Here is a 20,608-nt window from a genome sequence, read left to right on the forward strand (position 1 = left end):
TGGCGGTGTATTCCGTCGCAATGCGGCGCGGTCGGCGCTTGTCGAATGCCCCCCTGCGGCGCTAGGCGTCGAGGGATGGCGCGGGGGACAACAACGGAACTTCACTGGTGGCAGACGCGCACGTTCGTCGCGTGCGTCGCGCTGGCATCGATCATCCCGCTGCTGTGGCCGGAGGTGCCGCCGCTGGTCGATCTGCCCGGGCATATGGGGCGCTACCGCGTCCAGCTCGCGATCGGCGACAATCCCTGGCTCAGCCAATGGTATGATTTCCGCTGGCAGCTGATCGGCAATCTTGGCATCGACCTGTTGATCGTGCCGCTTGCGCCGATCTTCGGGTTGCAGCTCGCGGTGAAGCTGATCGTAATGGCGATCCCCGCGCTTACCGTCACCGGACTGCTCTGGATCGCGCGCGAAGTGCATGGCCGGATCCCGGCGACCGCGCTGTTCGCGCTGCCGCTCGCCTATAGCTATCCGTTCCAGTTCGGCTTCGTGAACTTCGCGCTGGCGATGGCGCTCGCGCTCAACATGTTCGCGCTGTGGCTCCGCCTCGGGCGGCTCGAGCGGCTGCGGCTGCGCACGATCCTGTTCGTACCCGGATCCTGCCTGCTCTGGCTGTGCCATACCTTCGGCTGGGGCGTGCTGGGCGTGCTCGCCTTCTCCGCCGAGCTGATCCGCCAGCACGACATCCGCAAGACCGGGGTGCGCGGCGAAGGCGCGATCAAGGGCTGGATCGGCGCATTCATTCGCGCCGGGCTCAGCTGTATCCCGCTGGCGCTGCCGATGGTGATGATGGTGCTGTGGCGGTCGGGCGACCACGTCACCGGCAAGACGCAGGACTGGTTCAACTGGCGCTGGAAGATGAACTGGATCACGATGGTCCTGCGCGATCGCTGGATGGCGTTCGACATCGCGTCGGTCACCGTGCTGTTCGTGATCCTGTTCCGCGGCGTGCGCGACCAGACGATCGAATATTCGCGCAACCTCGCGCTGTCCGCGCTGTTCCTCGCGCTCGTCTATATCCTGTTGCCGCGCATCGTGTTCGGCTCGGCCTATGCCGACATGCGCCTCGCGCCGTTCATGCTGGCGTTCGCGATCATCGCGCTGCGCCCGCGCAACCGCCTGTCGCTGCGCGGCGCCGCGACGCTGGCGGTACTGGGGTTCAGCTTCTTCGCGGTCCGGCTGGCGGGCACCACGATCAGCTTCCTGATCTACGACCGCAGCTACGACCAGGCGATCGCCGCGATCGACACCGTGCCCGAGCGCGCACGCGTGGTCTCGTTCGTCGGGCGGCGCTGTCGCGACGACTGGGCCTATTCGCGCCTCGAGCATGTCCCGGCGCTGCTGCTCGAGCGGCGGCTGGCCTTCACCAACGACCAGTGGTCGATGGCCGGCGGACAGCTGATGACGACGCGCTATCCGATCGCGCGCGGCTTTGCGCATGATCCGTCCGAAATCGTTACGGATATCCGGTGTCGTGGCCAGTTCTGGCGGCCGATCGCGATGGCACTGGAGCATTTCCCCCGCGACGCGTTCGATTATGTCTGGCTGATCCACCCGCCGGCGTTCGACCCCGCGCTGATCCGCGACCTGACCCCGATCCGCCGCGACGGCACCAGCGTGCTGTACAAGGTCAACCGGTCGGCGGTTCCGCCCGCCGAAACGGAGTAAGCTCGCCGAGATACTCGCGGTCGGAGGCGACCGCCTCGCGCTCGCGGACGAGGAAGTCGGCGATCGCGCGGCGGAAGCCCGGATCCGGGATGTAATGCGCCGAATAGGTCGCGACCGGCGCATAGCCGCGCGCGAGCTTGTGTTCGCCCTGCGCGCCCGCCTCGACCGTCGTCAGCCCGCGCGCGATCGCCGCATCGATCGCCTGGTAATAGCAGAGCTCGAAATGGAGGAACGGCACCTCCTCGGTCGCGCCCCAATAGCGGCCGTAGAGCGTGTCCGCACCGATCAGGTTGAGCGCCCCCGCGATCGGCACGCCGTCACGCTCGGCGAGGATCAGCAGCACCCGGTCGCCCATCGTCTGACCGATCCGATCGAAAAAGGCGCGCGTCAGATAGGGCTGGCCCCATTTGCGGCTGCCCGTGTCCTGGTAGAAGACCCAGAACGCGTCCCAGTGCGCGGGCGTGATCTCCGCGCCCGTCAGGTGGCGGATCGTCAGTCCCTCGACCGCGGCGGCGCGCTCCTTGCGGATCGCCTTGCGCTTGCGGCTGGCGAGCGCGGCGAGGAAATCGTCGAAGCTCGCATAGCCGTCATTGGTCCAGTGGAACTGCGTGCCCTGACGGATCAGCCATCCGGCGGCCTCGAACAGCGCGACCTCGGCTGGAGCGATGAAGGTCGCATGCGCGGAGGACAGACCGCTCTGATCGGTCACCGCCTCGAGCGCGGCGATCAGCGCGGGCGCGACCGCCGGGTCGCGCAGGAGCAGCCGTGGGCCGGGTACCGGGCTGAACGGCGCGGCAATCTGCAATTTGGGGTAATACTGCCCCCCTGCCCGCTCCAACGCATCGGCCCAACCCTGGTCGAAGACATATTCGCCCTGGCTGTGGCTCTTGGCATAAGCGGGCGCGATCCCGGCCGGCCTGCCGTCGTCGCCATCGACGACCACCGGCAGCGCCTGCCACCCCGATCGTCCACCGACGCTTCTGGACGCCTCGAGTGCGGCGAGGAAGGCGTGGCCGACGAACGGATTCGCGTCGCCGGCGCAGGCGTCCCAGTCCTCCGCCGCGATCGAGGTAACGCCTTGGGCGATGCGGGCGGTGATGGCTGTCATGCGCTCCTAAAATAGGCGCGCAGGCGTCAGGCTCAAGCGGCTGGGCTCAAGCGGCCGAGACCTGGACGATCGCATCGATCTCGACCGCGGCACCCAGCGGCAGCACGGGAACGCCGACGGCCGAGCGGGCATGCTTGCCGGCCTCGCCGAACAGCTGGACCATCAGGTCGGATGCGCCGTTCGCGACCTTGGGCTGATCGGTGAAGTCGCCGTGCGAATTGACGAACACGCCGAGCTTCACGATCCGCTCGACGCGGCCGAGCGAGCCGAGCGCCGCCTTCATCTGCGCGACCAGCATCAGCGCGCAGCGTTGCGCCGCGTCCTGCCCGTCCTCGAGCGACACGCCGTCACCGAGGCGACCGGTGACGATCTGGCCGTCCTTGAACGGCAACTGGCCCGAAATGTGGAGCAGCCCGTTCGCCTCGACGGCGGGAACATAGGATGCGACGGGGGCGGCGGCCTGCGGCAGCGTCAGGCCAAGCTCTTCGAGCTTGCGGTCGATACGATCGGTCATGTGCGCGGTCTCACCACAGCCACGGGGGGCGGGTCAAGCGTCCGCGGGCACCCCCGCGGCGAACCGCGCGGCGATCCAGGCCTGCGCCTCGCGCCAGTCGTCGATCCGGGCATGCGCGGCGGGCGCCCTGGGCACCGCCCCCGCCAGCGTCGGCTCGGACACCATGTGCAGCCGGTGGACGCCCGGCGCATGCCGCGCGACCGATTCGTGATGCACCGCAAGGTCGTCTACGAACACCGTGACGGGGTTGCCATATTCGGCGACCAGCCGCGCGACGGGGTCGCCCTTGCCGCCCTGGTTGCACTCGACGCGGTGGGCGATGTCGAACGCGGCGAGCTGCTCGATCCGCGGCAGGCGACATTCGTCCTGCAAATTGGTCAGGATCACGATGTCCGCGATCTCGGCGAGCGACACGAGCGCCTCGCGGGCATGCGGCACCAAAGTCTGGCGGTGCATCTCTGCGGGAAAGAACCCGCCGAGCAGCGCCCACATGTCCTCGCGTGTGGGCGCGGGCCCGCCGTCGCGGCGCGTCATGCTGTTGGCGAAATCGCCGTGGCCGATTTCGAAATCGATATCATGCGCCTCGTCGAGCCAGGTGCCGAAATGCTTGACCATGTGCAGCAGCACTTCGTCGCAATCGCTGATGAGCAGCGGCTTCATGCTTCAAACCCCGGATCGAGCGTCATCCGCGCGCGGACTAGCGCCTCGGGCCTTATGCCGAGCGTTTCGGCGCAGGCGACAAGATCGGGTTCATGCGATTCGAGGAAACCGAGTACCGCCGCGAGCACGGCGGGCTCCCCGGCCCGCGTGCGCAGGTCGGCAGGGTCGAGTCCGGTCACCGACAACAGGCGCATCGCTCGGTCCGGCTCGCTCAGCGTCCATACCAGGGCTTGCAGCGCCAGGGCCTCAGCGTCTTCATTTGTAACGGCGCCGCGCATTGCCTATTGTCATCCTTCTTGAAACGAATGGTGGCTCGCGTGGCAAAGAAGGTGCTCGTTGTCGAGGACAACGAACTCAACCTGAAACTATTCTGCGACCTTTTGCGGGCGCATGATTACCTTGCCGAACCTGTCCGCGACGGGCGCGAGGCGGTGGTCCGGGCGCGCGAATTCGCCCCCGACCTGATCATCATGGACATCCAGATGCCGCACGTCACCGGCTATGAGATCATCCTCGAGCTCAAGGCCGACGACGTGCTCAGCACGATCCCGGTGATGGCGGTCACCGCCTATGCAGGTCGCGAGGACGAGGACCGGATCCGTGCCGCGGGCGCGGACGCCTATATCTCGAAGCCGATCAGCCTCGCCCGCTTCATGGAAGCGGTGCGCGCGTTCGTCTGAGCGAACCGCGAGACCCGCCGCGCAGGAACGCCAAAGGCCGCGAGTATCGCTACCCGCGGCCTTGCGATCGCATCGTAAATGCGCGACGGCATCGCCGCCGCGTCGACTTACTTGATCTTGGCTTCCTTGAACTCGACATGCTTGCGCACGACGGGATCATACTTGCTGAACGAGAGCTTCTCGGTCTTCGTGCGGGGATTCTTCTTGGTGACGTAGAAGAAGCCGGTGTCCGCGGTGCTGACGAGCTTGATCTTGACGGTAGTCGGCTTGGCCATGAGCCCAATCCTTAAGGCTGAAAATGCTAGGGCGGCAGCACGCATGCTACCGCCCGATCTGTCGCGGCGCATGGCGCATGCTGCCGGCCAAGTCAACCATATCACCCCATATTCGCCCCGGAATCCCGCATCACAGGGTGTTTAACCCCATCTTTATCGGCATGGGCGCATGATGCATCCCATAAGAAAGACAGGAGGCGGGATCATGGGGCAGGTTGCCGAGCGAGTCGCGGAATTCCAGGATCTGGCGCTGGTAAAGGCCGAGCTTGCGGCCAGGATCGCCGCGATCGACGTCCGCGCGCCCTATACCCGCGCGACCGATCTCGCGCCCGATATCGACGCGATCCGCCTGATCGCGCATCGCAACGGCATGAACCCCGCGGTGACCGTCACGCACTTCATCGATTCGGCACTGTCGCGCGGCGAACATGGGGCGCTCGTCCATGGCTGGCTGATGACGCTGAGCGACGCGATCTACAGCGAGCGGCAGGACGTCCAGGCCTGCCATGTCTTCGCGGCCGCCTGTTCGGTCCGGCTCGCGGGATGACCCGCGCGTGACGCGCTAGCGATGGACGCGCTGATGGCGGCGCTCGTAGCCGCCGCGCTGGCGCAGGTCGGCGATCGGACCGCGTGGCTCGCCGCGATCCTGGCCGATCGGTATCGCAAGCCCCGGCTGGTGATCCTTGCGGCGGCGCTCGCGCTGCTGCTCGCCGGCAGCCTGGCGGTCGCGGGCGGGATCGCGGTCGCGCCGCTGCTGACCCCCAATGCGCGCCAGCTCATGCTGGCGCTGGCGCTGATCCTCCAGGGCGGCGGTGCGCTGCTGCCGGTCAAGGCACCCGATCCGCTGCGCGGCTGGCGGACCGGCGCGGTTGCCACCACGATGCTCGGGCTGTTCATCCTCGCGTTCGGCGACGGCATACAGTTCATCGTGGCCGCCCTCGCGCTCCGCAGTGCCGTGCCGATGCTGGCCGCGGTCGGCGCGACGATCGGATCGCTGGTGGTGATCGTCCCCGCGGCGATGATGGGTGAAGCGGCGTGGCGCCGATGGCCGCTCGCCCGGCTGCGCATGGCCCTCGGGCTGGTATTCGTGATCCTGGGGGTCATTCTGGGCCTGAGCGCTGCGCGATTGATCTAGCGGGGCGATCACTCAGATGAGGAATGGCGCATGCGCGACGGGAGCATTTCGGCTATCGCTTCGTTGACGCAACGATCCACAGACATTCCCATGCATGGAGTTTTCGATGCCCGCCACCAACCCCGCACTCGACACGCCCACCGATCTCGTCAGCAACAGCACGAAGACGGTTGCCGAAGCGCTCAATGCCTCGCTCGCCGATTGCTATGCCTTGTACCTGAAGACCAAGAACTTTCACTGGCACATGTCGGGTCCGCATTTCCGTGACTATCATCTGTTGCTCGATGACCAGGCGGCACAGATTCTGGGCGTGACCGATGCGATCGCCGAGCGCGTCCGCAAGACCGGCAACACGACGTTGCGCTCGATCGGCGACATTTCGCGCCGTCAGAGCATCCCTGACAATGACAAGGATTTCGTCGGACCGACCGAAATGCTCGCCGAGCTGCGCGAAGACAATCTGAAGCTCGTCGAACAGTTCCGGATCGTCAAGGACGCCGCCGACGAGGCCAAGGACAATGCGACCAGCGGCATCGTCGACGAGTGGACCGATCAGGCCGAGGAACGCGCCTGGTTCCTGTTCGAAGCCAGCCGCAAGGCCTGAATCCTGGCGCCCGTCCCGCCCGTGTCGGAACCGACATGGGCGGGGCGGGTTCTGTCAGGAACAGGAGAATGCCCATGTTGAAGCTCGCCATCACCTTCTTGATCATCGGCCTCGTGCTGGCCCTGCTCGGATTTGGCGGCGTCGGCGGGGCATTTATCGGCATCGCCAAGGTGCTGTTCTTCATCGCGATCGCGCTGTTCGTGATCTTCTTGGTGCTCGGTTTGCTGGCCGGCAAGGGAATCAAGAACGCGATCGACTGACGCGACGAGATCGCATCGGCCCGCGCCGATGCCAAGATAAGGCCCTCGCCGGGAACGGCGGGGGCCTTTTTGATGTAGCGCCCGCAGCGACGTGGACGCCGGCCCGGAGCCGAGTGCCGGGCGGCGCGTTGTCGGATCATGCATGCTTTCGCCGCGCTCCTCGATGCCCTCACCTATACGCGGTCGCGCAATGCGAAGCTGAAGCTGATCGGCGATTATCTGCGCGTGACGCCGGACCCCGATCGCGGCTGGGCGATGGCGGCGCTGACCGGCGATCTCGATCTGCCGGGGGTCAAATCGGCGGTCATCCGCGGATTGATCGAGGACCGGGTCGATCCCGTCCTCTTCCGGATGAGCCGTGATTATGTCGGCGATACCGCCGAGACCGTCGCCCTGCTGTGGCCCGAGCCCGAGCCCTTGGGGCCGGATCCGGTGCCCGCCGAACCGCTGTCGATCTCGCAGGTGGTCGACCGGCTGATGACGCTGTCGCGCGCCGAGGCGCCAGCGGCGCTTGCGGCGATGCTCGATCGTTCGGATGCGGAGGAGCGCTTCGCCCTGCTCAAGATGGCGACCGGCGGGTTGCGGATCGGCGTTTCGTCGCGGCTGGCGAAGACCGCGCTGGCGGATGCGTTCGGGCTCGACGTCGATGCGGTCGAGGAAGTCTGGCATGGCCTGGCAGCCCCCTATCCGACGCTGTTCGCCTGGGCGGAGGGGCATGGCGCGCAACCGACCCCCGCCAACGTCCCCGTCTTCCGCCCCTTCATGCTCGCCCATGGTCTGGAGGATCTGCGCGTCGACCTCGCCGACTATGCAGCGGAATGGAAATGGGACGGGATCCGCGTGCAGATCGTGCATGTCGCGGGGGAAACGCGACTCTACAGCCGGACGGGCGACGACGTGACCGCGAGCTTTCCCGAGATCGCCGCCGCCTTCGTCACGCCGGGGACGGTCGATGGCGAGCTGCTGGTCAAGGGCGAGCATCAGGGCGGCACGCTGGAGGAGGGCGGCGGCGCGGCGAGCTTCAACGCGCTGCAGCAGCGGCTGGGGCGCAAGACGGTGTCGGCGAAGATGCTGGCCGAGTATCCGGCCTTTGTCCGCCTCTATGACCTGTTGATCGATGGCGACGAGGATCTGCGCGCGCTGCCCTGGACCGCGCGACGCGCGCGGCTCGAGGCGTTCATGCCGCAGCTCGATGCCGAGCGGTTCGACCTGAGCCAGGTCATCGACGCCGCGGACTTCACCGCGCTCGAGGCGGTGCGCGCGGGTGCGCGCGACTCGGCGATCGAGGGCGTGATGCTCAAGCGCCGCGACTCGCCCTATGTCGGCGGTCGCCGCGTCGGGCTGTGGTATAAATGGAAGCGCGACCCGCTCACCGCGGATTGCGTGATGATGTACGCGCAGCGGGGCAGCGGCCGGCGGTCCTCCTATTATTCGGACTATACCTTTGGCTGCTGGACCGAGGAGGGCGAGTTGCTGCCGGTCGGCAAGGCCTATTCGGGAATCACCGACGAGGAGCTGCGGATGCTCGATTCGTTCGTCCGCAAGAACACGCTCAACCGCTTCGGGCCGGTGCGCGAGGTCGCCAAGACGATGGTGCTCGAAATCGCGTTCGACGCGCTGCAGGAATCGAAGCGGCACAAGTCGGGGATTGCGATGCGCTTCCCAAGGATCGCGCGGATCCGGACGGACAAGCCCGCGTCCGAGGCCGACCGGATCGACACGCTCCGCCGGATGATCCCCGCGCCCTAGCCGTTGATCCGGATCTCGAACAGCGTCGGCCAGAGCTTGCCGGTGACGAACAGCCGTTTTTTGGCAGCATCCCAGGCGATGCCGTTGAGCACCGCGTCGCGGTCGCGTGCGCCGATCTCGGCGACCAGCGGTCGCAGGTCGATGATCGCGGTGACGCGGCCGGTGCCGGGGGCGATGCGGACGAGATATCCCGTCTGCCAGACATTGGCGAGGATCGCGCCATCGACATATTCGAGTTCGTTGAGCTGTGTCAGCGGACGCCCGTCGATCGTCACACCGATCCGGCGGCGTTCGGCCAATGTCCTGGGATCGCGCAGGATCAACGACGCGCTGCCGTCGGACTGGATCAGGCCGTCCTTGTCGCTCGTCAGGCCCCAGCCCTCCCCCGCATAGCGGTTGGTGCCGGTCGGCTTGAGCGTGCGGGCGTCCCAGCGATGCGCGATGCCGTCATGCCAGGTCAGGCTGATCAGCTCGTTCTTCCACAGGCCGAGCCCCTCGCCGAACTGTGCCGGGTCGATCCGCCGGCGCGCGACGATACGACCATCGAGAAGCGTGACGCGGCGGACATCGGACTGCCCCTCCTTGCCCGTGCTCTCGTAGAGCGCGCCATCGTGCCACAACAGGCCTTCGGTGAACGCCGTCGCATCGTGCGGATAGCGGGCCACGATGCTGACCGACAGGATCGGCACGGCTGGCGCTGTCGCAGAGACGGGCGTTTTGGGAGGGGCAGGCCGGACGGCGGAGCGTGTCGGCGCTGGCGCTATGCGCGGTGCCGTTGCGCCCTGCGCCAGAACGGCAACGGCCGGCCCCGCAAGTGCGAGACCGGCCGCTATCAGGCTGTGTCCGATTGTCATGCTGGTTCGAAAAACCCCGATGACCGGACGGACGGGATTAGCCGCCTGCGCTCAGGTTGACCGCTGCATACTTGCCGCGACGATCGACTTCGAGCTCGAACTCGAGCTTGTCGCCCTCGTTAAGGGTCGCCATGCCGGCACGCTCGACGGCCGAAATGTGCACGAACGCGTCAGGCTGGCCATCATCGCGCTGAATGAAGCCGAAGCCCTTCATCGCGTTGAAGAACTTGACCGTACCCGTTGCCTTCTCACCGGTCAGCTGGCGCTGCGGCGCGCCGCCTGCACCACGATCGGCACCGCCACGGGGTGCACCCGGGCCGGCATCGCGATCACGCGGCGGACCACGATCGGTCACAGCCATCGGCTCGCCATCGATCTTGAGATCGGTTGCCGAGATGCGGCCGCCGCGATCGACGAGCGTGAAGCCGAGCGGCTGACCCTCGGCGAGAGCGACCATGCCGGCCTGCTCGACTGCGCTGATGTGCACGAACACGTCCTCGCCGCCGTCATCACGAACGACGAAGCCGAAGCCCTTCTGTGCGTTGAAGAACTTTACGACGCCGGTGCCTTCACCAACGACCTGGGGGGGCATGCCGCGCCCGGCGCCACCGCCGCCGCCGCCGCCACTGAAGCCGCCGCCACCGCCGCCGCCGCGGTAACCACCGCCGCCACCGCCGCCGCCGCCGAAGCGATCACCGCCGCCGCCGAAGCTGCTGCCGCCGCCGTAGCTGCTGCCACCGCCACCATAGCTGCTGCCGCCGCCGCCGAACCGGTCACCGCCGCCGCCGAAGCTGCTGCCGCCACCGAAATCGTCGCTGCCGCCGCCGAAGCTGTCGCGCTTGTCGCGGCCACGCCCGCCACGGTTCCCGCGGCCACCTTTATCGAAACCCATAAGCCCTGATCGTCTTCCCGGTTCGCCCGCAAAATCTCTCCAAAAGCCGGCGTGTCCGGACGACGAACGCGGGCCCTCGGGCGCGAAACCTTTTGCGCCTTGGGGAAGGGCATAGCGCAAAAATCAAGCTATCGCGAACAGAATCTTGTCCGCTTGCTCCATTGGCGATGATCGCGGCAAAAGCATGGCGCACCCGCGTCATCGCGGAGGACCATTGAGCAAGGCGCCCCCGGCCGCTAGGGCCACCGCATGACAGTGTATCTTCATGAAGGCGACATCCCGTCCGGGATCTTCGCACCGGGCGCCTCGATCGCCGTCGACACCGAGACCATGGGCCTCATCACGCCGCGCGACCGGCTCTGCGTCGTGCAGCTTTCGGATGGCGGCGCGGACGAACATCTCGTCCGGTTCGCGGCCGACAGCGACTATGCGGCGCCCAACCTCAAGGCGCTGCTCGCGGATCCGGAGCGGCTGAAACTCTACCATTTCGGACGATTCGATATCGCCGCGGTCCAGCATTATCTTGGCGTCGTCGCGGCGCCGGCCTATTGCACCAAGATCGCGTCGCGACTGGTCCGGACCTATACCGACCGGCACGGCCTCAAGGAGCTGGTCCGCGAACTGCTGGGCCAGGACGTGTCGAAGCAGCAGCAATCCTCCGACTGGGGAAGCCCGCAGCTCAGCGAGGCGCAGAAGGACTATGCCGCGTCCGACGTTCGCTTCCTGCACCGGATGAAGGAAGAGCTCGACAAGCGGTTGATTCGCGAAGGCCGCATGGAGCTCGCGCAGAAATGCTTCGACTTCCTGCCGACCCGTGCCGCGCTTGATCTCGCCGGATGGCCCGAGATCGACATCTTTGCGCACGCCTGACATGACCATGGCGCCCCCGTCCGACGCATCGGCGAAGACGATCCGGCAGGCCCGCTCGCCGCGTCAGGTCTGGGCGGCGCCGGGCAGCCGCCACGACCGCGTCGTCGGGCTGGCGCGACTCGGCCTGCCGACCGCGATCGGCGTGCTGACCGCATTCCTGGTGATGGCGCCGCTGACCGCGGGCGGCGACGTATCGTTCGTGCTCGACAAGAACAAGGTCGAGGTCGCGCAGGAGCGCATGAAGCTGCAGGCCGCGCAATATCGCGGGCAGGATTCGAAGGGCCAGGCGTTCACGCTCGACGCCCGCTCGGCGATCCAGAAGAGCTCGGCCGAGCCGATCGTGCAGCTCAACACGCTGAGCGCGCAGCTCCAGCTCGCCGACGGCCCCGCCAACATCAAGGCGAATTCCGGGCGCTACGACATGGACACCGAGAAGGTGCAGCTGAACGGCCCGCTCAACGTCACCGCTCCCAACGGCTATGACCTGAAAACCACGAATGCGACGCTCGACATGCGCGCGCGGACGATGGACAGCGGCAGTGCGGTGACGGGAACGGTGCCGCAGGGCGTGTTCAGTGCGAACAAGCTGCATGCCGATCTGGAAGCCCGCACCGTCAGGCTCGACGGCAATGCGCGCTTGCGGATCGTGCCGCGAGGGCCGAAATAGCCGCCATGCGCCTCATACCAAGCTCCGTCCTCCTGATGCTCTCCGCGGTCGCGGCGACCGGCGTCTCCGCGCAACGTGCGCACAACTCGAACGCGCCGATCGATTTCGGTGCGGACCATATCGAGCTGCAGGACAAGGCGAACCGCGCCGTGCTGAGCGGGGGCGTGTCGGTCAAGCAGGCGGACATGACGCTGAATTCGGCGCGGATGACGGTGGCCTATACCGGCGAAGTGGTCGGCGGGAACCCGCAGGTGTCGCGCCTCGACGCGTCGGGCGGCGTGACGGTGCGCCGGCCGGACCAGACCGCGAAGAGCCAATATGCGATCTACGACCTCAACCGGCGGGTGATCACGATGCTCGGCGCGGTGACGCTGACCCAGGGTGGCAACACCGTGAATGGCGGGCGGCTGACGATGAACCTCGATACCGGTCGCGCGGTGATCGACGGATCGTCGGTCCGCGGCAGCGGCGGCGCGACGGCCAGCGGCGGCACCGTGACCCAGACGGGCGGGCGCGTGACGGGCACCTTCTCGGTTCCCAAGCGCAACTGATCCGATGCGCGCACCGCCGGTCATCCGCGAACCCCGCCAGCCGACCGCCCGCCGCTTTTACCCGCCCGCCCTCAGCAAGGCCAAAGCCTGATGGATGCCCCCACGCTGCCCCCGATCGAAACCCCCGGCCCGCACGGCGACGCGATCGTCGAAGCGCCGACGACCAACGGCCTTCAGGTCGTGTCGATCGCCAAATCCTATGACAAGCGCACCGTCCTGACCGACGTATCGGTATCGGTCGGGCGCGGTGAGGTGGTCGGGCTGCTCGGGCCGAACGGCGCCGGCAAGACGACGTGCTTCTATTCCGTGATGGGGCTCGTGAAGCCCGACTCGGGCCGGATCATGCTCGACGGCGACGATATCACGCGCCTGCCCATGTATCGGCGTGCGATCCTGGGCCTTGGCTATCTGCCGCAGGAAACCTCGATCTTCCGCGGGCTGACGATCGAGAAGAACATCCTGACCGTGCTCGAGCTGTCCGAGCCCGACAAGGCGGTGCGCGAGCGCAAGCTGAACACGCTGCTCGAGGAGTTCGGTCTGACCCGGCTTCGCGCCGCACCCGCGATGGCGCTGTCGGGCGGCGAGCGTCGCCGGGCGGAGATTGCCCGCGCACTGGCCGCCGAGCCGTCGATCATGCTGCTCGACGAACCGTTTGCGGGCATCGATCCGATCTCGATCGCCGACATTCGCGACCTCGTGAAGGATCTCAAGCGCCGCGATATCGGCGTGCTGATCACCGACCATAATGTCCGCGAGACGCTCGACATCGTCGACCGCGCCTACATCATCTACGATGGCCGCGTGCTGTTCTCGGGCAGCCCGGCCGAACTGGTCGCCGACGCGAATGTCCGTCGCCTCTATCTGGGCGAGGGCTTCTCGCTCTAGTGTCATGAGCCTCGCGCCTCGCCTGGACCTTCGCCAATCGCAGTCGCTGGTGATGACCCCGCAATTGCAGCAGGCGATCAAGCTGCTGGCGCTGTCGAACCTGGAGATCGAGGGGTTCATCGCCGAGGAGATCGAGCGCAATCCGCTGCTTGAGGCGGGCGCCGCGGACGATGGCGACAGACCCGACCGCGACGCCGGACCGGAACCTGACGACGCCGCCCCCCGCGACGAACGCGTCGCCGCCGACGAGCTGGTGAGCGGCAGTGTCGGCAGCGACGAGCCCGCGCTCGACATCGACTATGCGACCGAGAGCCATCACCAGGACAGCGTCGCCGACGGTGGCAGCGGCACCGACGGCGCGCTGTCGATGAGCGGGGCCGGCGCGGGCGGTGACAGCGATGGCGACGGGAACGGTCTCGATCTGGACGGCTTTGCCGATACCGGACTCAGCCTTGCGGATCATCTGCTGGCACAGGCGGGCCCCGCGATCGCCGCGGACGATGCGTTCGTCGCGGCGCATCTGATCGACCAGATCGACGAGGCGGGATATCTCACCGTGCCGCTGCTCGAGATCGCCAACCGGCTGGGCGTCGCGCTTGCCCGGGTCGAGCATGTCCTGGCGGTGATCCAGACCTTCGACCCCACCGGGGTGGGCGCGCGCGACCTGGCCGAATGCCTGACGATCCAGGCGCGGGAGGCGGATCGCTATGACCCCTGCATGGCGCGGCTCATCGACAATCTCGACCTGCTGGCGCGGGGCGAGATCGGGCGTCTGAAGCGCCTGTGCCAGGTCGATGACGAGGACATGGCGGACATGATCCGCGAGCTGCGCGGCTATGATCCGAAGCCCGGATGCCGGTTCGGCGGCGAGCCGAGCCGCGCGGTCGTGCCCGACCTGTTCGTCGCGCGGACCAAGACGGGCTGGAGCATCGAGATCAACACCGCGACGCTGCCCCGCATCCTCGTCAACCGCAGCTATTACACCGAACTGGCGCGCGGCGAGCAGGACAAGGCGTCGAAGGCGTGGCTCAGCGAGTGTCTCGCCAGCGCGAACTGGCTGGTCAAGGCGCTCGACCAGCGGCAGCGCACGATCATCAAGGTCGCAACCGAGATCGTGAAGCAGCAGGAGGCGTTCTTCCTCCACGGCGTCGCACATCTCAGGCCGATGACGCTGCGGATGGTTGCCGACGCGATCGAGATGCACGAATCGACCGTCAGCCGCGTGACCAGCAACAAATATGTCTCGTGCGGGCGCGGCCTGTACGAGCTGAAATATTTCTTCACCTCGGCGATCCAGTCGGCAGACGGCGGCGATGCGGTCTCCGCCCAGGCCGTCAAGAGCGCGATCAAGGCGCTGATCGCGAACGAGGGTGCCAAGATCCTGTCCGACGATACTTTGGTGGAATTGCTCGACGGCAAGGGCTTCGACATTGCCCGGCGCACCGTTGCCAAATATCGCGAGGCGCTCGGCATCGGCAGTTCGGTACAACGCCGCCGGGCGCGCGCGCTCGAGGGCACCGGCTGACGCTTGCCTTCGCACCGGATCGGCGTAGCGTCCGGCTTGCATCACGGGGGGGCCCAGACCGATGAACGACCTTTCCGCCAGCCGTGATGGCGACGCCGAGCGCGTGGCGACGTCGCCACCGATGACCGCGGCCGAGCCCGATGGCGCGCCACGTATCGCGGTGCTCGATATCCTGCGCGGGATCGCGATCCTCGGCATCCTGTTCATGAACATCAACGACATGGGCGGGTCGCTCTACGCGTCATTCGACGATATCCGGCATTTCGGCTGGACCACACAGGACCAGATCGCCTGGTGGCTGCGCGAGGTGATCGCCAACGGCACCGCCCGCTGCATGCTCGAGATGCTGTTCGGCGCCGGGATGGTGATCCTGACCGACCGCGCCGCGCAGCTGGCGGGGACGCGCGTGGTGATGAAGCGCTATTATGCGCGTAACCTGCTGCTGTTTGCGTTCGGCGTGGTGCACATCCTCGTCCTGCTGTGGCCGGGCGACATCCTCCACACCTATGGCCTCGCGGCACTGATCGCCTTCCTGTTTCGCGGACTGCGCCCCCGCCTGCTTCTGACCATCGGCCTGTCGGCGGCGGCGCTGCAGTTCGCCGGCGGCACCTACGGCTATGTCTCCACCACGCAGACCCAGGCGCAGGTCGCCGCGATCGAAAGCGCGCAGCGCGCCGGGCGACCGGTCACCGCCGCGGACCGCACGCTGCTGACCAAGGTCGCCGAGGGGGCTGCAAGACGCGCCAAGACCAAGGCCGAGGATGCTGCGCGGATCGCCGCCGAGGACAAGGCGCGTACGGGCAGCTTCATGACCTGGGCGGCGTATCAGTGGAGTGTCATCGCCTATCTGCAGAGCCGCGGGCTCGAGCTGGTGTTCGTGTGGGAAGCGGCCGGCGTGATGCTGATCGGCGCGGCGCTGTACAGGCTCGGCATCCTGCAGGGCGGACGATCGCGCGTCTTCTACGCGCGGATGACGCTGATCGCCTACGGGATCGCGATCCCGCTGCGGATGATCGGCGCGGCGGAGCAGATGCGCTTCGACACTGCGCCGAAGACGCTCTGGGCTACCGCGGAGGTCAGCCGGCTGGCGATGACGCTCGGCCATGTCGGCGCTGTCCATCTGCTGGTCGGGACGATCCTCGGCGCGCGGCTGTTGCGCCCCTTCGCCGCCGCCGGCCGGACCGCGCTGTCGCTCTACGTGCTGCAGACGATCATCGGCCTGTGGATCCTGTTCCCGCCCTTCGCGCTCGGGCTGTACGGCGAGTTCGGCTGGGCGGCGCTGATGGGGATCGCGCTGGCGATCAATATCGGCCTGTTGTGGCTTGCCAATGCCTATCTGCGCACGTTCAGCATCGCGCCGGTCGAATGGGCGTGGCGGTCGCTGCTCGAGCGGCGCCGGTTGCCGTGGCGCAAAACGCGTATCACCCCCGCGATGCGGACGGCATCCGCCTAGTCGTCCTCGTCCTCGAACCCGACCAGCGCCAGCGCGCGTGCCTTGATCTGGCGGGTCATGCACCAGTGGACGAGCGCATCCTCACGGCCATGCGTAACCCATACCTCGCGCGGTGCGATCTCGGCGAGCGTGTCGATGAGTTCGTCCCAGTCGGCATGGTCGCTCAGGATCAGCGGCAGCTCGACATTCTTCTGCCGCGCGCGCCCGCGGACGCGCATCCAGCCGCTCGCCATAGCGGTGATCGGATCGGGCAGCCGCCGCGACCAGCGATCGTTGAGCGCGCCGGGCGGGCACATCACGACATGCCCCGCCATGTCGGCCTTCTTGGCGTCCGCAACCGGCAGCAGGGTGCCCAGCCGAACGCCGTGATCGGCGTAGAGGTCGCACAGACGCTGGAGCGCACCATGGATGTAGATTGGCGCCTCGTGCCCGCGCGCGCGCAGTTCGGCGATCACGCGCTGCGCCTTGCCGAGCGCATAGGCCCCGACGAGCACGCAGCGGTCGGGATTGGCGTGCAATGCGGCGATCAGCTTGTCGATCTCGTCGCCGGTATCGGGGTGGCGAAAGACCGGCAGGCCAAAGGTCGCCTCGGTGACGAACACGTCGCATTTGACGGGTTCGAACGGCGTGCAGGTCGGATCGCTCCGCCGCTTGTAATCGCCCGAGACGACGATCCGTTCGCCGCGATAGTCGAGGACGATCTGCGCCGAGCCAAGGACATGGCCGGCGGGGACGAAACCGATATCGACCTCGCCCATGCGGATCGTCTCGCCATAGGCGACCGGGTGACCCGATTGCGGACCATAGCGGGCGTCCATGATCGCCAGCGTCTCGGGCGTCGCCCATACCGCAGCATGGCCGCCGCGCGCATGATCCGCATGGCCGTGCGTGACGAGCGCCCTTTCGCTCGGGATCGACGGATCGATCCACGCGTCGATCGGCTTGACGAGGATGCCGTGTGCATGCGGTTCGAGCCAGTCGCCGAGTTTTGCCATCACGCTACTACGCCCGAGCCGCGGGTGCGGTGCCACGCGCGACGGCGGAGCGGCATATACGCGGCCGCCTAGCGCCGCCGGCCGACCTTGACCGACTTCAGGATCGCATCCATCCGCGCCGCGGCGACCGCCTGGGTCGGTGCATTGCGCGGCGGCGGCGATCCCGCCTTTGCCGCATAGGTAATCCGGTCGACCGCGTAGCAGGTGCCGCCGATGACGCTGCGCAGCGTGAGCGCGCGGACCTGCTGGCTCATCCCGGCATCGCCCGTCTCATAGGTCGCCCAGCGCTGGCCGCCGAGCGTGCGATCGGCGAGGCGGCGGCTGTTCGCCGATGTCAGCCCGTCGGTGTTGCAGCGCGCGATTACCGCCGTGCTCCGGCTGAAGCCGACCTGGATCATCTCGGTCACCTGCCCCTGCCCGTCGGTCGGCTTTGCGACCTGCCAGAACCGGACGATGCCGACGCCCCGCCCGGGCAGCGTGCCGTCCCACATTGTCCGCCAGCCGCTGGTCATCAACGCGCGGCCGGCAAAGTTGCGCGTCGGGGTCAGGGTCGACGGATAGGCGAGGCGAACCGTGCCGCCTGCGCCGACGAACTTCTGCGTCGCCGCCGTCGCATTGGCGAACGGCAACAGCGCGATCAGGGACAGCGGCGCGAGATGGCGAAGAATCGACAAGGTTGGTCTTTCACAGGCTAAACAGATCGATGGTCCGACAAATTGCCGACCGGGTGAGCGCCGTCCATGGCGTTGCGGCATAGTGCACCCATATGACGACCATGCGTGAACAGGCCGTGAGCGACCTTCCCCCCCAACTTGACGACTGGTTCGCGACACGGGGCTGGCGGCCGCGCCGGCATCAGACCGACATGCTGGCGCAGGGACGCGCCGGGCACCACGCGCTGCTGGTCGCGGCGACGGGGGCGGGCAAGACACTCGCCGGGTTCCTGCCGACGCTCGCCGAGTTGATCGAGGAGCCGACCAGCGGGCTCCACACGCTCTATGTCTCGCCGCTGAAGGCGCTCGCGGTCGACGTCCAGCGCAACCTGCTGACGCCGATCGAGGAGATGGGCGTCGACATCCGCGTCGAGACGCGCACCGGCGACACGCCGTCGGACCGCAAGGCGCGGCAACGCGTGAAACCGCCACAGATCCTGCTGACCACCCCCGAATCACTCTCGCTGCTGCTCAGCTATTCCGACAGCATCACGATGTTCGAGGGCATCCGCACGATCGTGATCGACGAGGTCCATGCGTTTGCGACGGGCAAGCGCGGCGACCTGCTCTCGCTGTGCATGGCGCGGTTGCAGACAATCTCGCCGGGGATGCGCCGCGTCGCGCTGTCGGCGACGGTCGCGGATGCCGACGGCTATCGCGCGTGGCTCGCCCCCGACGGCGATATCGACCAGGTCGCGATGGTGCAGGGCGAGGCGGGCGCGGATCCGGACATCGCGATCCTGCTGCCCGAGGGGCGCATCCCGTGGTCGGGCCATTCGGGCCGCTATGCCGCCGAGCAGGTGATGGCGGAAATCGAAAAGCATGCGACGACGATCGTGTTCTGCAACACGCGCAGCCTCGCCGAGCTGATCTTCCAGGATCTGTGGAAGGTGAATGCGAACACGCTGCCGATCGGCGTCCATCACGGCAGCCTCGCGCGTGAGGCGCGGCGCAAGGTCGAGGGCGCGATGGCGGAGGGCAAGCTGCGCGCGCTGGTCGCGACCGCGAGCCTCGACCTCGGCGTCGACTGGGGCAATGTCGACTGCGTGATCCAGATGGGCGCGCCCAAGGGATCGTCGCGGCTGCTCCAGCGCATCGGCCGCGCCAATCACCGGCTCGACGAGGCGAGCAAGGCGATCCTCGTCCCCGGCAACCGGTTCGAATATCTCGAGGCGCGCGCCGCATTGGACGCGGTCGAGGCGGGCGAGCTCGATCCCGACCTGTTCCGCGTCGGCGCGCTCGACGTGCTCGCGCAGCATGTGATGGCGTGCGCCTGTGCCGCGCCGTTCCGCGAGGAGGACCTGCTCGACGAGGTCCGCTCGGCCCTCCCTTATTCCGCGCTGCCGGCCGAAACGTTCTCGCGCGTGCTCGGCTTCATCAGCGACGGCGGCTATGCGCTCAAGGCCTATGACCGGTTCAAGCGGCTGACGCAGGATGCGGACGGCACATGGCGGATCAGCCACCCCAAGTTCATCGGCCAGCACCGGCTGAACGCCGGGATCATCGTCGAGGCGACGATGCTCAACGTGCGGTTCGGCAATGGCCGCGCGCTCGGCCGCGTCGAGGAAGGCTTCGCAGCGCAGCTCAGCCCCGGCGACACCTTCTTCTTCGCCGGGCTCAGCCTTGAGGTCATCAAGATGGACACCGAGGACCTCGTCGTCCGCGCGACCTCCAAGCCGGCGCGGATCCCGACCTATGGCGGCAGCCGGATGCCGCTGTCGACCAACCTCGCCGACCGCGTCCGCGGCTTCCTCGCGCATCCCGGCGAATGGGCGCGGTTTCCCGACGATGTGCGCGAATGGCTCGAATATCAGCGACTGCGCTCGGTCCTGCCCGAACCCGGGCAGCTGCTGGTCGAGACCTTCCCGCGCGAGGGGCGGCATTACATGGTCGCCTACAGCTTCGAGGGGTGGAACGCGCACCAGTCGCTCGGCATGCTGATCACGCGGCGGATGGAGACGCAGGGGCTGAAGCCGCTGGGCTTCGTCGCGAACGACTATGCGCTGGCGGTGTACGGGATCGACAAGATCACCGACCCGGCATCGCTGTTCTCCGCCGACATCCTCGAACATGAGTTCGTCGACTGGGTGCAGCAATCGCATCTGCTCAAGCGTGCGTTTCGCGAGGTCGCGGTGATCGGCGGGCTGGTCGAGCGCCAGCACCCCGGCAAGCGCAAGACCGGGCGCCAGGTCACCTTCTCGACCGACCTGATCTATGACGTGCTGCGCAAATACGAGCCGACGCATTTGCTGCTCGAGGCCGCTTGGGCGGATGCGCGCGCGCGGATGACCGATGTCGGGCGCCTGGCCGGGCTGCTCGACCGTGCGGCGGAGACGATGCTGCATGTCGATCTCGAGCGCGTGACGCCGCTCGCGGTGCCGATCCTGACGCTGATCGGACGCGAGAAGGTCGCCACCAACACGTCCGACGACGCCCTGCTGATCGAGGCGGAGGCACTGGCGGCCGAGGCGATGCGGATCGACTGAACGGGCGCGAGACGAACCAGGGACGAACGACTTGTCGTCCGTCGGTTTCGGGCGCAGCATCGGA

23 protein-coding genes are annotated in these 20,608 nt (G+C 67.4%); 14 read left to right on the forward strand and 9 right to left on the reverse strand.

All coding sequences use genetic code 11. The features are described 5' to 3' along the window. Positions 1-75 precede the first annotated feature (75 nt). Complete coding sequence (locus C8J24_RS05635) at positions 76-1,668, forward strand: hypothetical protein (RefSeq protein WP_051916706.1); 1,593 nt, start codon at positions 76-78, stop codon at positions 1,666-1,668. On the opposite strand, the gene C8J24_RS05640 is transcribed toward C8J24_RS05635, so the two are convergent. Genes C8J24_RS05640 through C8J24_RS05655 form a run of 4 tightly spaced genes read right to left on the reverse strand, consistent with a single transcriptional unit; the run spans position 1,631 to position 4,228 of the window. After that, positions 1,631-2,776: a GNAT family N-acetyltransferase gene (locus C8J24_RS05640; protein WP_107930881.1), complete on the reverse strand. Its 1,146-nt coding sequence runs from the start codon at positions 2,774-2,776 to the stop codon at positions 1,631-1,633. The two genes, C8J24_RS05635 and C8J24_RS05640, sit on opposite strands and share 38 nt — an antisense overlap. A 46-nt stretch (positions 2,777-2,822) precedes the next feature. Then, a complete protein-coding gene (locus C8J24_RS05645) occupies positions 2,823-3,290 on the reverse strand; it encodes a RidA family protein (protein ID WP_031396590.1) in 468 nt (155 codons plus the stop codon). 33 nt (positions 3,291-3,323) lie between these two features. After that, a complete protein-coding gene (locus C8J24_RS05650) occupies positions 3,324-3,950 on the reverse strand; it encodes a hypothetical protein (RefSeq protein ID WP_107930883.1) in 627 nt (208 codons plus the stop codon). Then, positions 3,947-4,228 (reverse strand): DUF3572 domain-containing protein, encoded by a 282-nt coding sequence (locus C8J24_RS05655; protein ID WP_031395281.1) that lies wholly within the window; start codon positions 4,226-4,228, stop codon positions 3,947-3,949. The genes C8J24_RS05650 and C8J24_RS05655 overlap by 4 nt, the downstream gene beginning before the upstream one ends. A 39-nt stretch (positions 4,229-4,267) precedes the next feature. On the opposite strand from C8J24_RS05655, the gene C8J24_RS05660 reads away from it, so the two are divergent. Further along, positions 4,268-4,630, forward strand: coding sequence for a response regulator (locus tag C8J24_RS05660; RefSeq protein ID WP_056675138.1), 363 nt, complete (start codon positions 4,268-4,270; stop codon positions 4,628-4,630). A 107-nt stretch (positions 4,631-4,737) separates the two neighbouring features. Here C8J24_RS05660 and rpmG read toward each other — a convergent pair whose 3' ends face one another. After that, entirely contained in the window at positions 4,738-4,905 is a 168-nt protein-coding gene (gene rpmG / locus C8J24_RS05665) for a 50S ribosomal protein L33 (RefSeq protein ID WP_017977469.1), read from the reverse strand. Positions 4,906-5,110: 205 nt separating this feature from the next. Here rpmG and C8J24_RS05670 point away from each other — a divergent pair, with 205 nt between their 5' ends. The 5 genes from C8J24_RS05670 to C8J24_RS05690 all read left to right on the forward strand — a co-directional run bounded on the left by C8J24_RS05670 (position 5,111) and on the right by C8J24_RS05690 (position 8,653). After that, a complete protein-coding gene (locus tag C8J24_RS05670; protein ID WP_042466204.1) occupies positions 5,111-5,452 on the forward strand; it encodes a hypothetical protein in 342 nt (113 codons plus the stop codon). A gap of 33 nt (positions 5,453-5,485) precedes the next feature. After that, positions 5,486-6,040 (forward strand): TMEM165/GDT1 family protein, encoded by a 555-nt coding sequence (locus C8J24_RS05675; RefSeq protein ID WP_244180435.1) that lies wholly within the window; start codon positions 5,486-5,488, stop codon positions 6,038-6,040. Between the two features lie 106 nt (positions 6,041-6,146). After that, positions 6,147-6,644 (forward strand): Dps family protein, encoded by a 498-nt coding sequence (locus C8J24_RS05680; RefSeq protein ID WP_031395539.1) that lies wholly within the window; start codon positions 6,147-6,149, stop codon positions 6,642-6,644. A gap of 74 nt (positions 6,645-6,718) precedes the next feature. Next, positions 6,719-6,904 carry a DUF1328 domain-containing protein gene (locus C8J24_RS05685; RefSeq protein ID WP_031395540.1) on the forward strand — a complete coding sequence of 62 codons (186 nt, stop codon included), beginning with the start codon at positions 6,719-6,721 and terminating at the stop codon, positions 6,902-6,904. Between the two features lie 138 nt (positions 6,905-7,042). After that, positions 7,043-8,653 (forward strand): cisplatin damage response ATP-dependent DNA ligase, encoded by a 1,611-nt coding sequence (locus C8J24_RS05690; protein WP_107930889.1) that lies wholly within the window; start codon positions 7,043-7,045, stop codon positions 8,651-8,653. Here the strand turns inward: C8J24_RS05690 and C8J24_RS05695 are convergent. Beyond that, entirely contained in the window at positions 8,650-9,507 is an 858-nt protein-coding gene (locus C8J24_RS05695) for a glutaminyl-peptide cyclotransferase (protein WP_107930891.1), read from the reverse strand. The two genes, C8J24_RS05690 and C8J24_RS05695, sit on opposite strands and share 4 nt — an antisense overlap. Before the next feature lie 37 nt (positions 9,508-9,544). Beyond that, a complete protein-coding gene (locus C8J24_RS17960; RefSeq protein ID WP_056673450.1) occupies positions 9,545-10,399 on the reverse strand; it encodes a cold-shock protein in 855 nt (284 codons plus the stop codon). Positions 10,400-10,648: 249 nt separating this feature from the next. On the opposite strand from C8J24_RS17960, the gene C8J24_RS05705 reads away from it, so the two are divergent. From C8J24_RS05705 to C8J24_RS05730, 6 genes are all read left to right on the forward strand, one after another. Beyond that, entirely contained in the window at positions 10,649-11,269 is a 621-nt protein-coding gene (locus C8J24_RS05705) for a ribonuclease D (protein WP_031396597.1), read from the forward strand. Position 11,270: 1 nt separating this feature from the next. Beyond that, positions 11,271-11,936, forward strand: coding sequence for an LPS export ABC transporter periplasmic protein LptC (gene lptC, locus C8J24_RS05710; protein WP_234387468.1), 666 nt, complete (start codon positions 11,271-11,273; stop codon positions 11,934-11,936). A gap of 5 nt (positions 11,937-11,941) precedes the next feature. Further along, entirely contained in the window at positions 11,942-12,487 is a 546-nt protein-coding gene (locus C8J24_RS05715; protein ID WP_107930894.1) for an LptA/OstA family protein, read from the forward strand. A gap of 90 nt (positions 12,488-12,577) precedes the next feature. Further along, a complete protein-coding gene (gene lptB / locus C8J24_RS05720) occupies positions 12,578-13,372 on the forward strand; it encodes an LPS export ABC transporter ATP-binding protein (protein ID WP_031438836.1) in 795 nt (264 codons plus the stop codon). A 4-nt stretch (positions 13,373-13,376) separates the two neighbouring features. Further along, positions 13,377-14,897, forward strand: a complete 1,521-nt coding sequence (gene rpoN, locus C8J24_RS05725) for an RNA polymerase factor sigma-54 (RefSeq protein ID WP_107930896.1) — start codon at positions 13,377-13,379, stop codon at positions 14,895-14,897. Positions 14,898-14,958: 61 nt separating this feature from the next. Further along, positions 14,959-16,350, forward strand: a complete 1,392-nt coding sequence (locus C8J24_RS05730; RefSeq protein WP_107930898.1) for a DUF418 domain-containing protein — start codon at positions 14,959-14,961, stop codon at positions 16,348-16,350. On the opposite strand, the gene C8J24_RS05735 is transcribed toward C8J24_RS05730, so the two are convergent. Next, positions 16,347-17,345, reverse strand: coding sequence for a ligase-associated DNA damage response exonuclease (locus C8J24_RS05735; protein WP_107930901.1), 999 nt, complete (start codon positions 17,343-17,345; stop codon positions 16,347-16,349). The genes C8J24_RS05730 and C8J24_RS05735 overlap by 4 nt on opposite strands. A 68-nt stretch (positions 17,346-17,413) precedes the next feature. Beyond that, positions 17,414-18,019, reverse strand: coding sequence for a hypothetical protein (locus C8J24_RS05740; RefSeq protein WP_107930903.1), 606 nt, complete (start codon positions 18,017-18,019; stop codon positions 17,414-17,416). 101 nt (positions 18,020-18,120) lie between these two features. Between C8J24_RS05740 and C8J24_RS05745 the strand changes: the two genes are divergently transcribed. Next, a complete protein-coding gene (locus tag C8J24_RS05745) occupies positions 18,121-20,544 on the forward strand; it encodes a ligase-associated DNA damage response DEXH box helicase (protein ID WP_107931467.1) in 2,424 nt (807 codons plus the stop codon). The last annotated feature ends 64 nt before the right edge of the window (positions 20,545-20,608 follow it).

Source organism: Sphingomonas aerolata, assembly GCF_003046295.1.
GTDB classification, from domain to species: Bacteria; Pseudomonadota; Alphaproteobacteria; order Sphingomonadales; family Sphingomonadaceae; genus Sphingomonas; species Sphingomonas aerolata.

Excerpts from the sequence above, each read along its gene's own strand:
- C8J24_RS05635 (WP_051916706.1), top strand. The coding sequence starts at position 76 with ATGGCGCGGGGGACAACAACGGAACTTCACTGGTGGCAGACGCGCACG.
- C8J24_RS05640 (WP_107930881.1), bottom strand. The coding sequence starts at position 2,776 with ATGACAGCCATCACCGCCCGCATCGCCCAAGGCGTTACCTCGATCGCG.
- C8J24_RS05645 (WP_031396590.1), bottom strand. The coding sequence starts at position 3,290 with ATGACCGATCGTATCGACCGCAAGCTCGAAGAGCTTGGCCTGACGCTG.
- C8J24_RS05650 (WP_107930883.1), bottom strand. The coding sequence starts at position 3,950 with ATGAAGCCGCTGCTCATCAGCGATTGCGACGAAGTGCTGCTGCACATG.
- C8J24_RS05655 (WP_031395281.1), bottom strand. The coding sequence starts at position 4,228 with ATGCGCGGCGCCGTTACAAATGAAGACGCTGAGGCCCTGGCGCTGCAA.
- rpmG (WP_017977469.1), bottom strand. The coding sequence starts at position 4,905 with ATGGCCAAGCCGACTACCGTCAAGATCAAGCTCGTCAGCACCGCGGAC.
- C8J24_RS05670 (WP_042466204.1), top strand. The coding sequence starts at position 5,111 with ATGGGGCAGGTTGCCGAGCGAGTCGCGGAATTCCAGGATCTGGCGCTG.
- C8J24_RS05675 (WP_244180435.1), top strand. The coding sequence starts at position 5,486 with ATGGCGGCGCTCGTAGCCGCCGCGCTGGCGCAGGTCGGCGATCGGACC.
- C8J24_RS05680 (WP_031395539.1), top strand. The coding sequence starts at position 6,147 with ATGCCCGCCACCAACCCCGCACTCGACACGCCCACCGATCTCGTCAGC.
- C8J24_RS05685 (WP_031395540.1), top strand. The coding sequence starts at position 6,719 with ATGTTGAAGCTCGCCATCACCTTCTTGATCATCGGCCTCGTGCTGGCC.
- C8J24_RS05690 (WP_107930889.1), top strand. The coding sequence starts at position 7,043 with ATGCATGCTTTCGCCGCGCTCCTCGATGCCCTCACCTATACGCGGTCG.
- C8J24_RS05695 (WP_107930891.1), bottom strand. The coding sequence starts at position 9,507 with ATGACAATCGGACACAGCCTGATAGCGGCCGGTCTCGCACTTGCGGGG.
- C8J24_RS17960 (WP_056673450.1), bottom strand. The coding sequence starts at position 10,399 with ATGGGTTTCGATAAAGGTGGCCGCGGGAACCGTGGCGGGCGTGGCCGC.
- C8J24_RS05705 (WP_031396597.1), top strand. The coding sequence starts at position 10,649 with ATGACAGTGTATCTTCATGAAGGCGACATCCCGTCCGGGATCTTCGCA.
- lptC (WP_234387468.1), top strand. The coding sequence starts at position 11,271 with ATGACCATGGCGCCCCCGTCCGACGCATCGGCGAAGACGATCCGGCAG.
- C8J24_RS05715 (WP_107930894.1), top strand. The coding sequence starts at position 11,942 with ATGCGCCTCATACCAAGCTCCGTCCTCCTGATGCTCTCCGCGGTCGCG.
- lptB (WP_031438836.1), top strand. The coding sequence starts at position 12,578 with ATGGATGCCCCCACGCTGCCCCCGATCGAAACCCCCGGCCCGCACGGC.
- rpoN (WP_107930896.1), top strand. The coding sequence starts at position 13,377 with ATGAGCCTCGCGCCTCGCCTGGACCTTCGCCAATCGCAGTCGCTGGTG.
- C8J24_RS05730 (WP_107930898.1), top strand. The coding sequence starts at position 14,959 with ATGAACGACCTTTCCGCCAGCCGTGATGGCGACGCCGAGCGCGTGGCG.
- C8J24_RS05735 (WP_107930901.1), bottom strand. The coding sequence starts at position 17,345 with ATGGCAAAACTCGGCGACTGGCTCGAACCGCATGCACACGGCATCCTC.
- C8J24_RS05745 (WP_107931467.1), top strand. The coding sequence starts at position 18,121 with ATGCGTGAACAGGCCGTGAGCGACCTTCCCCCCCAACTTGACGACTGG.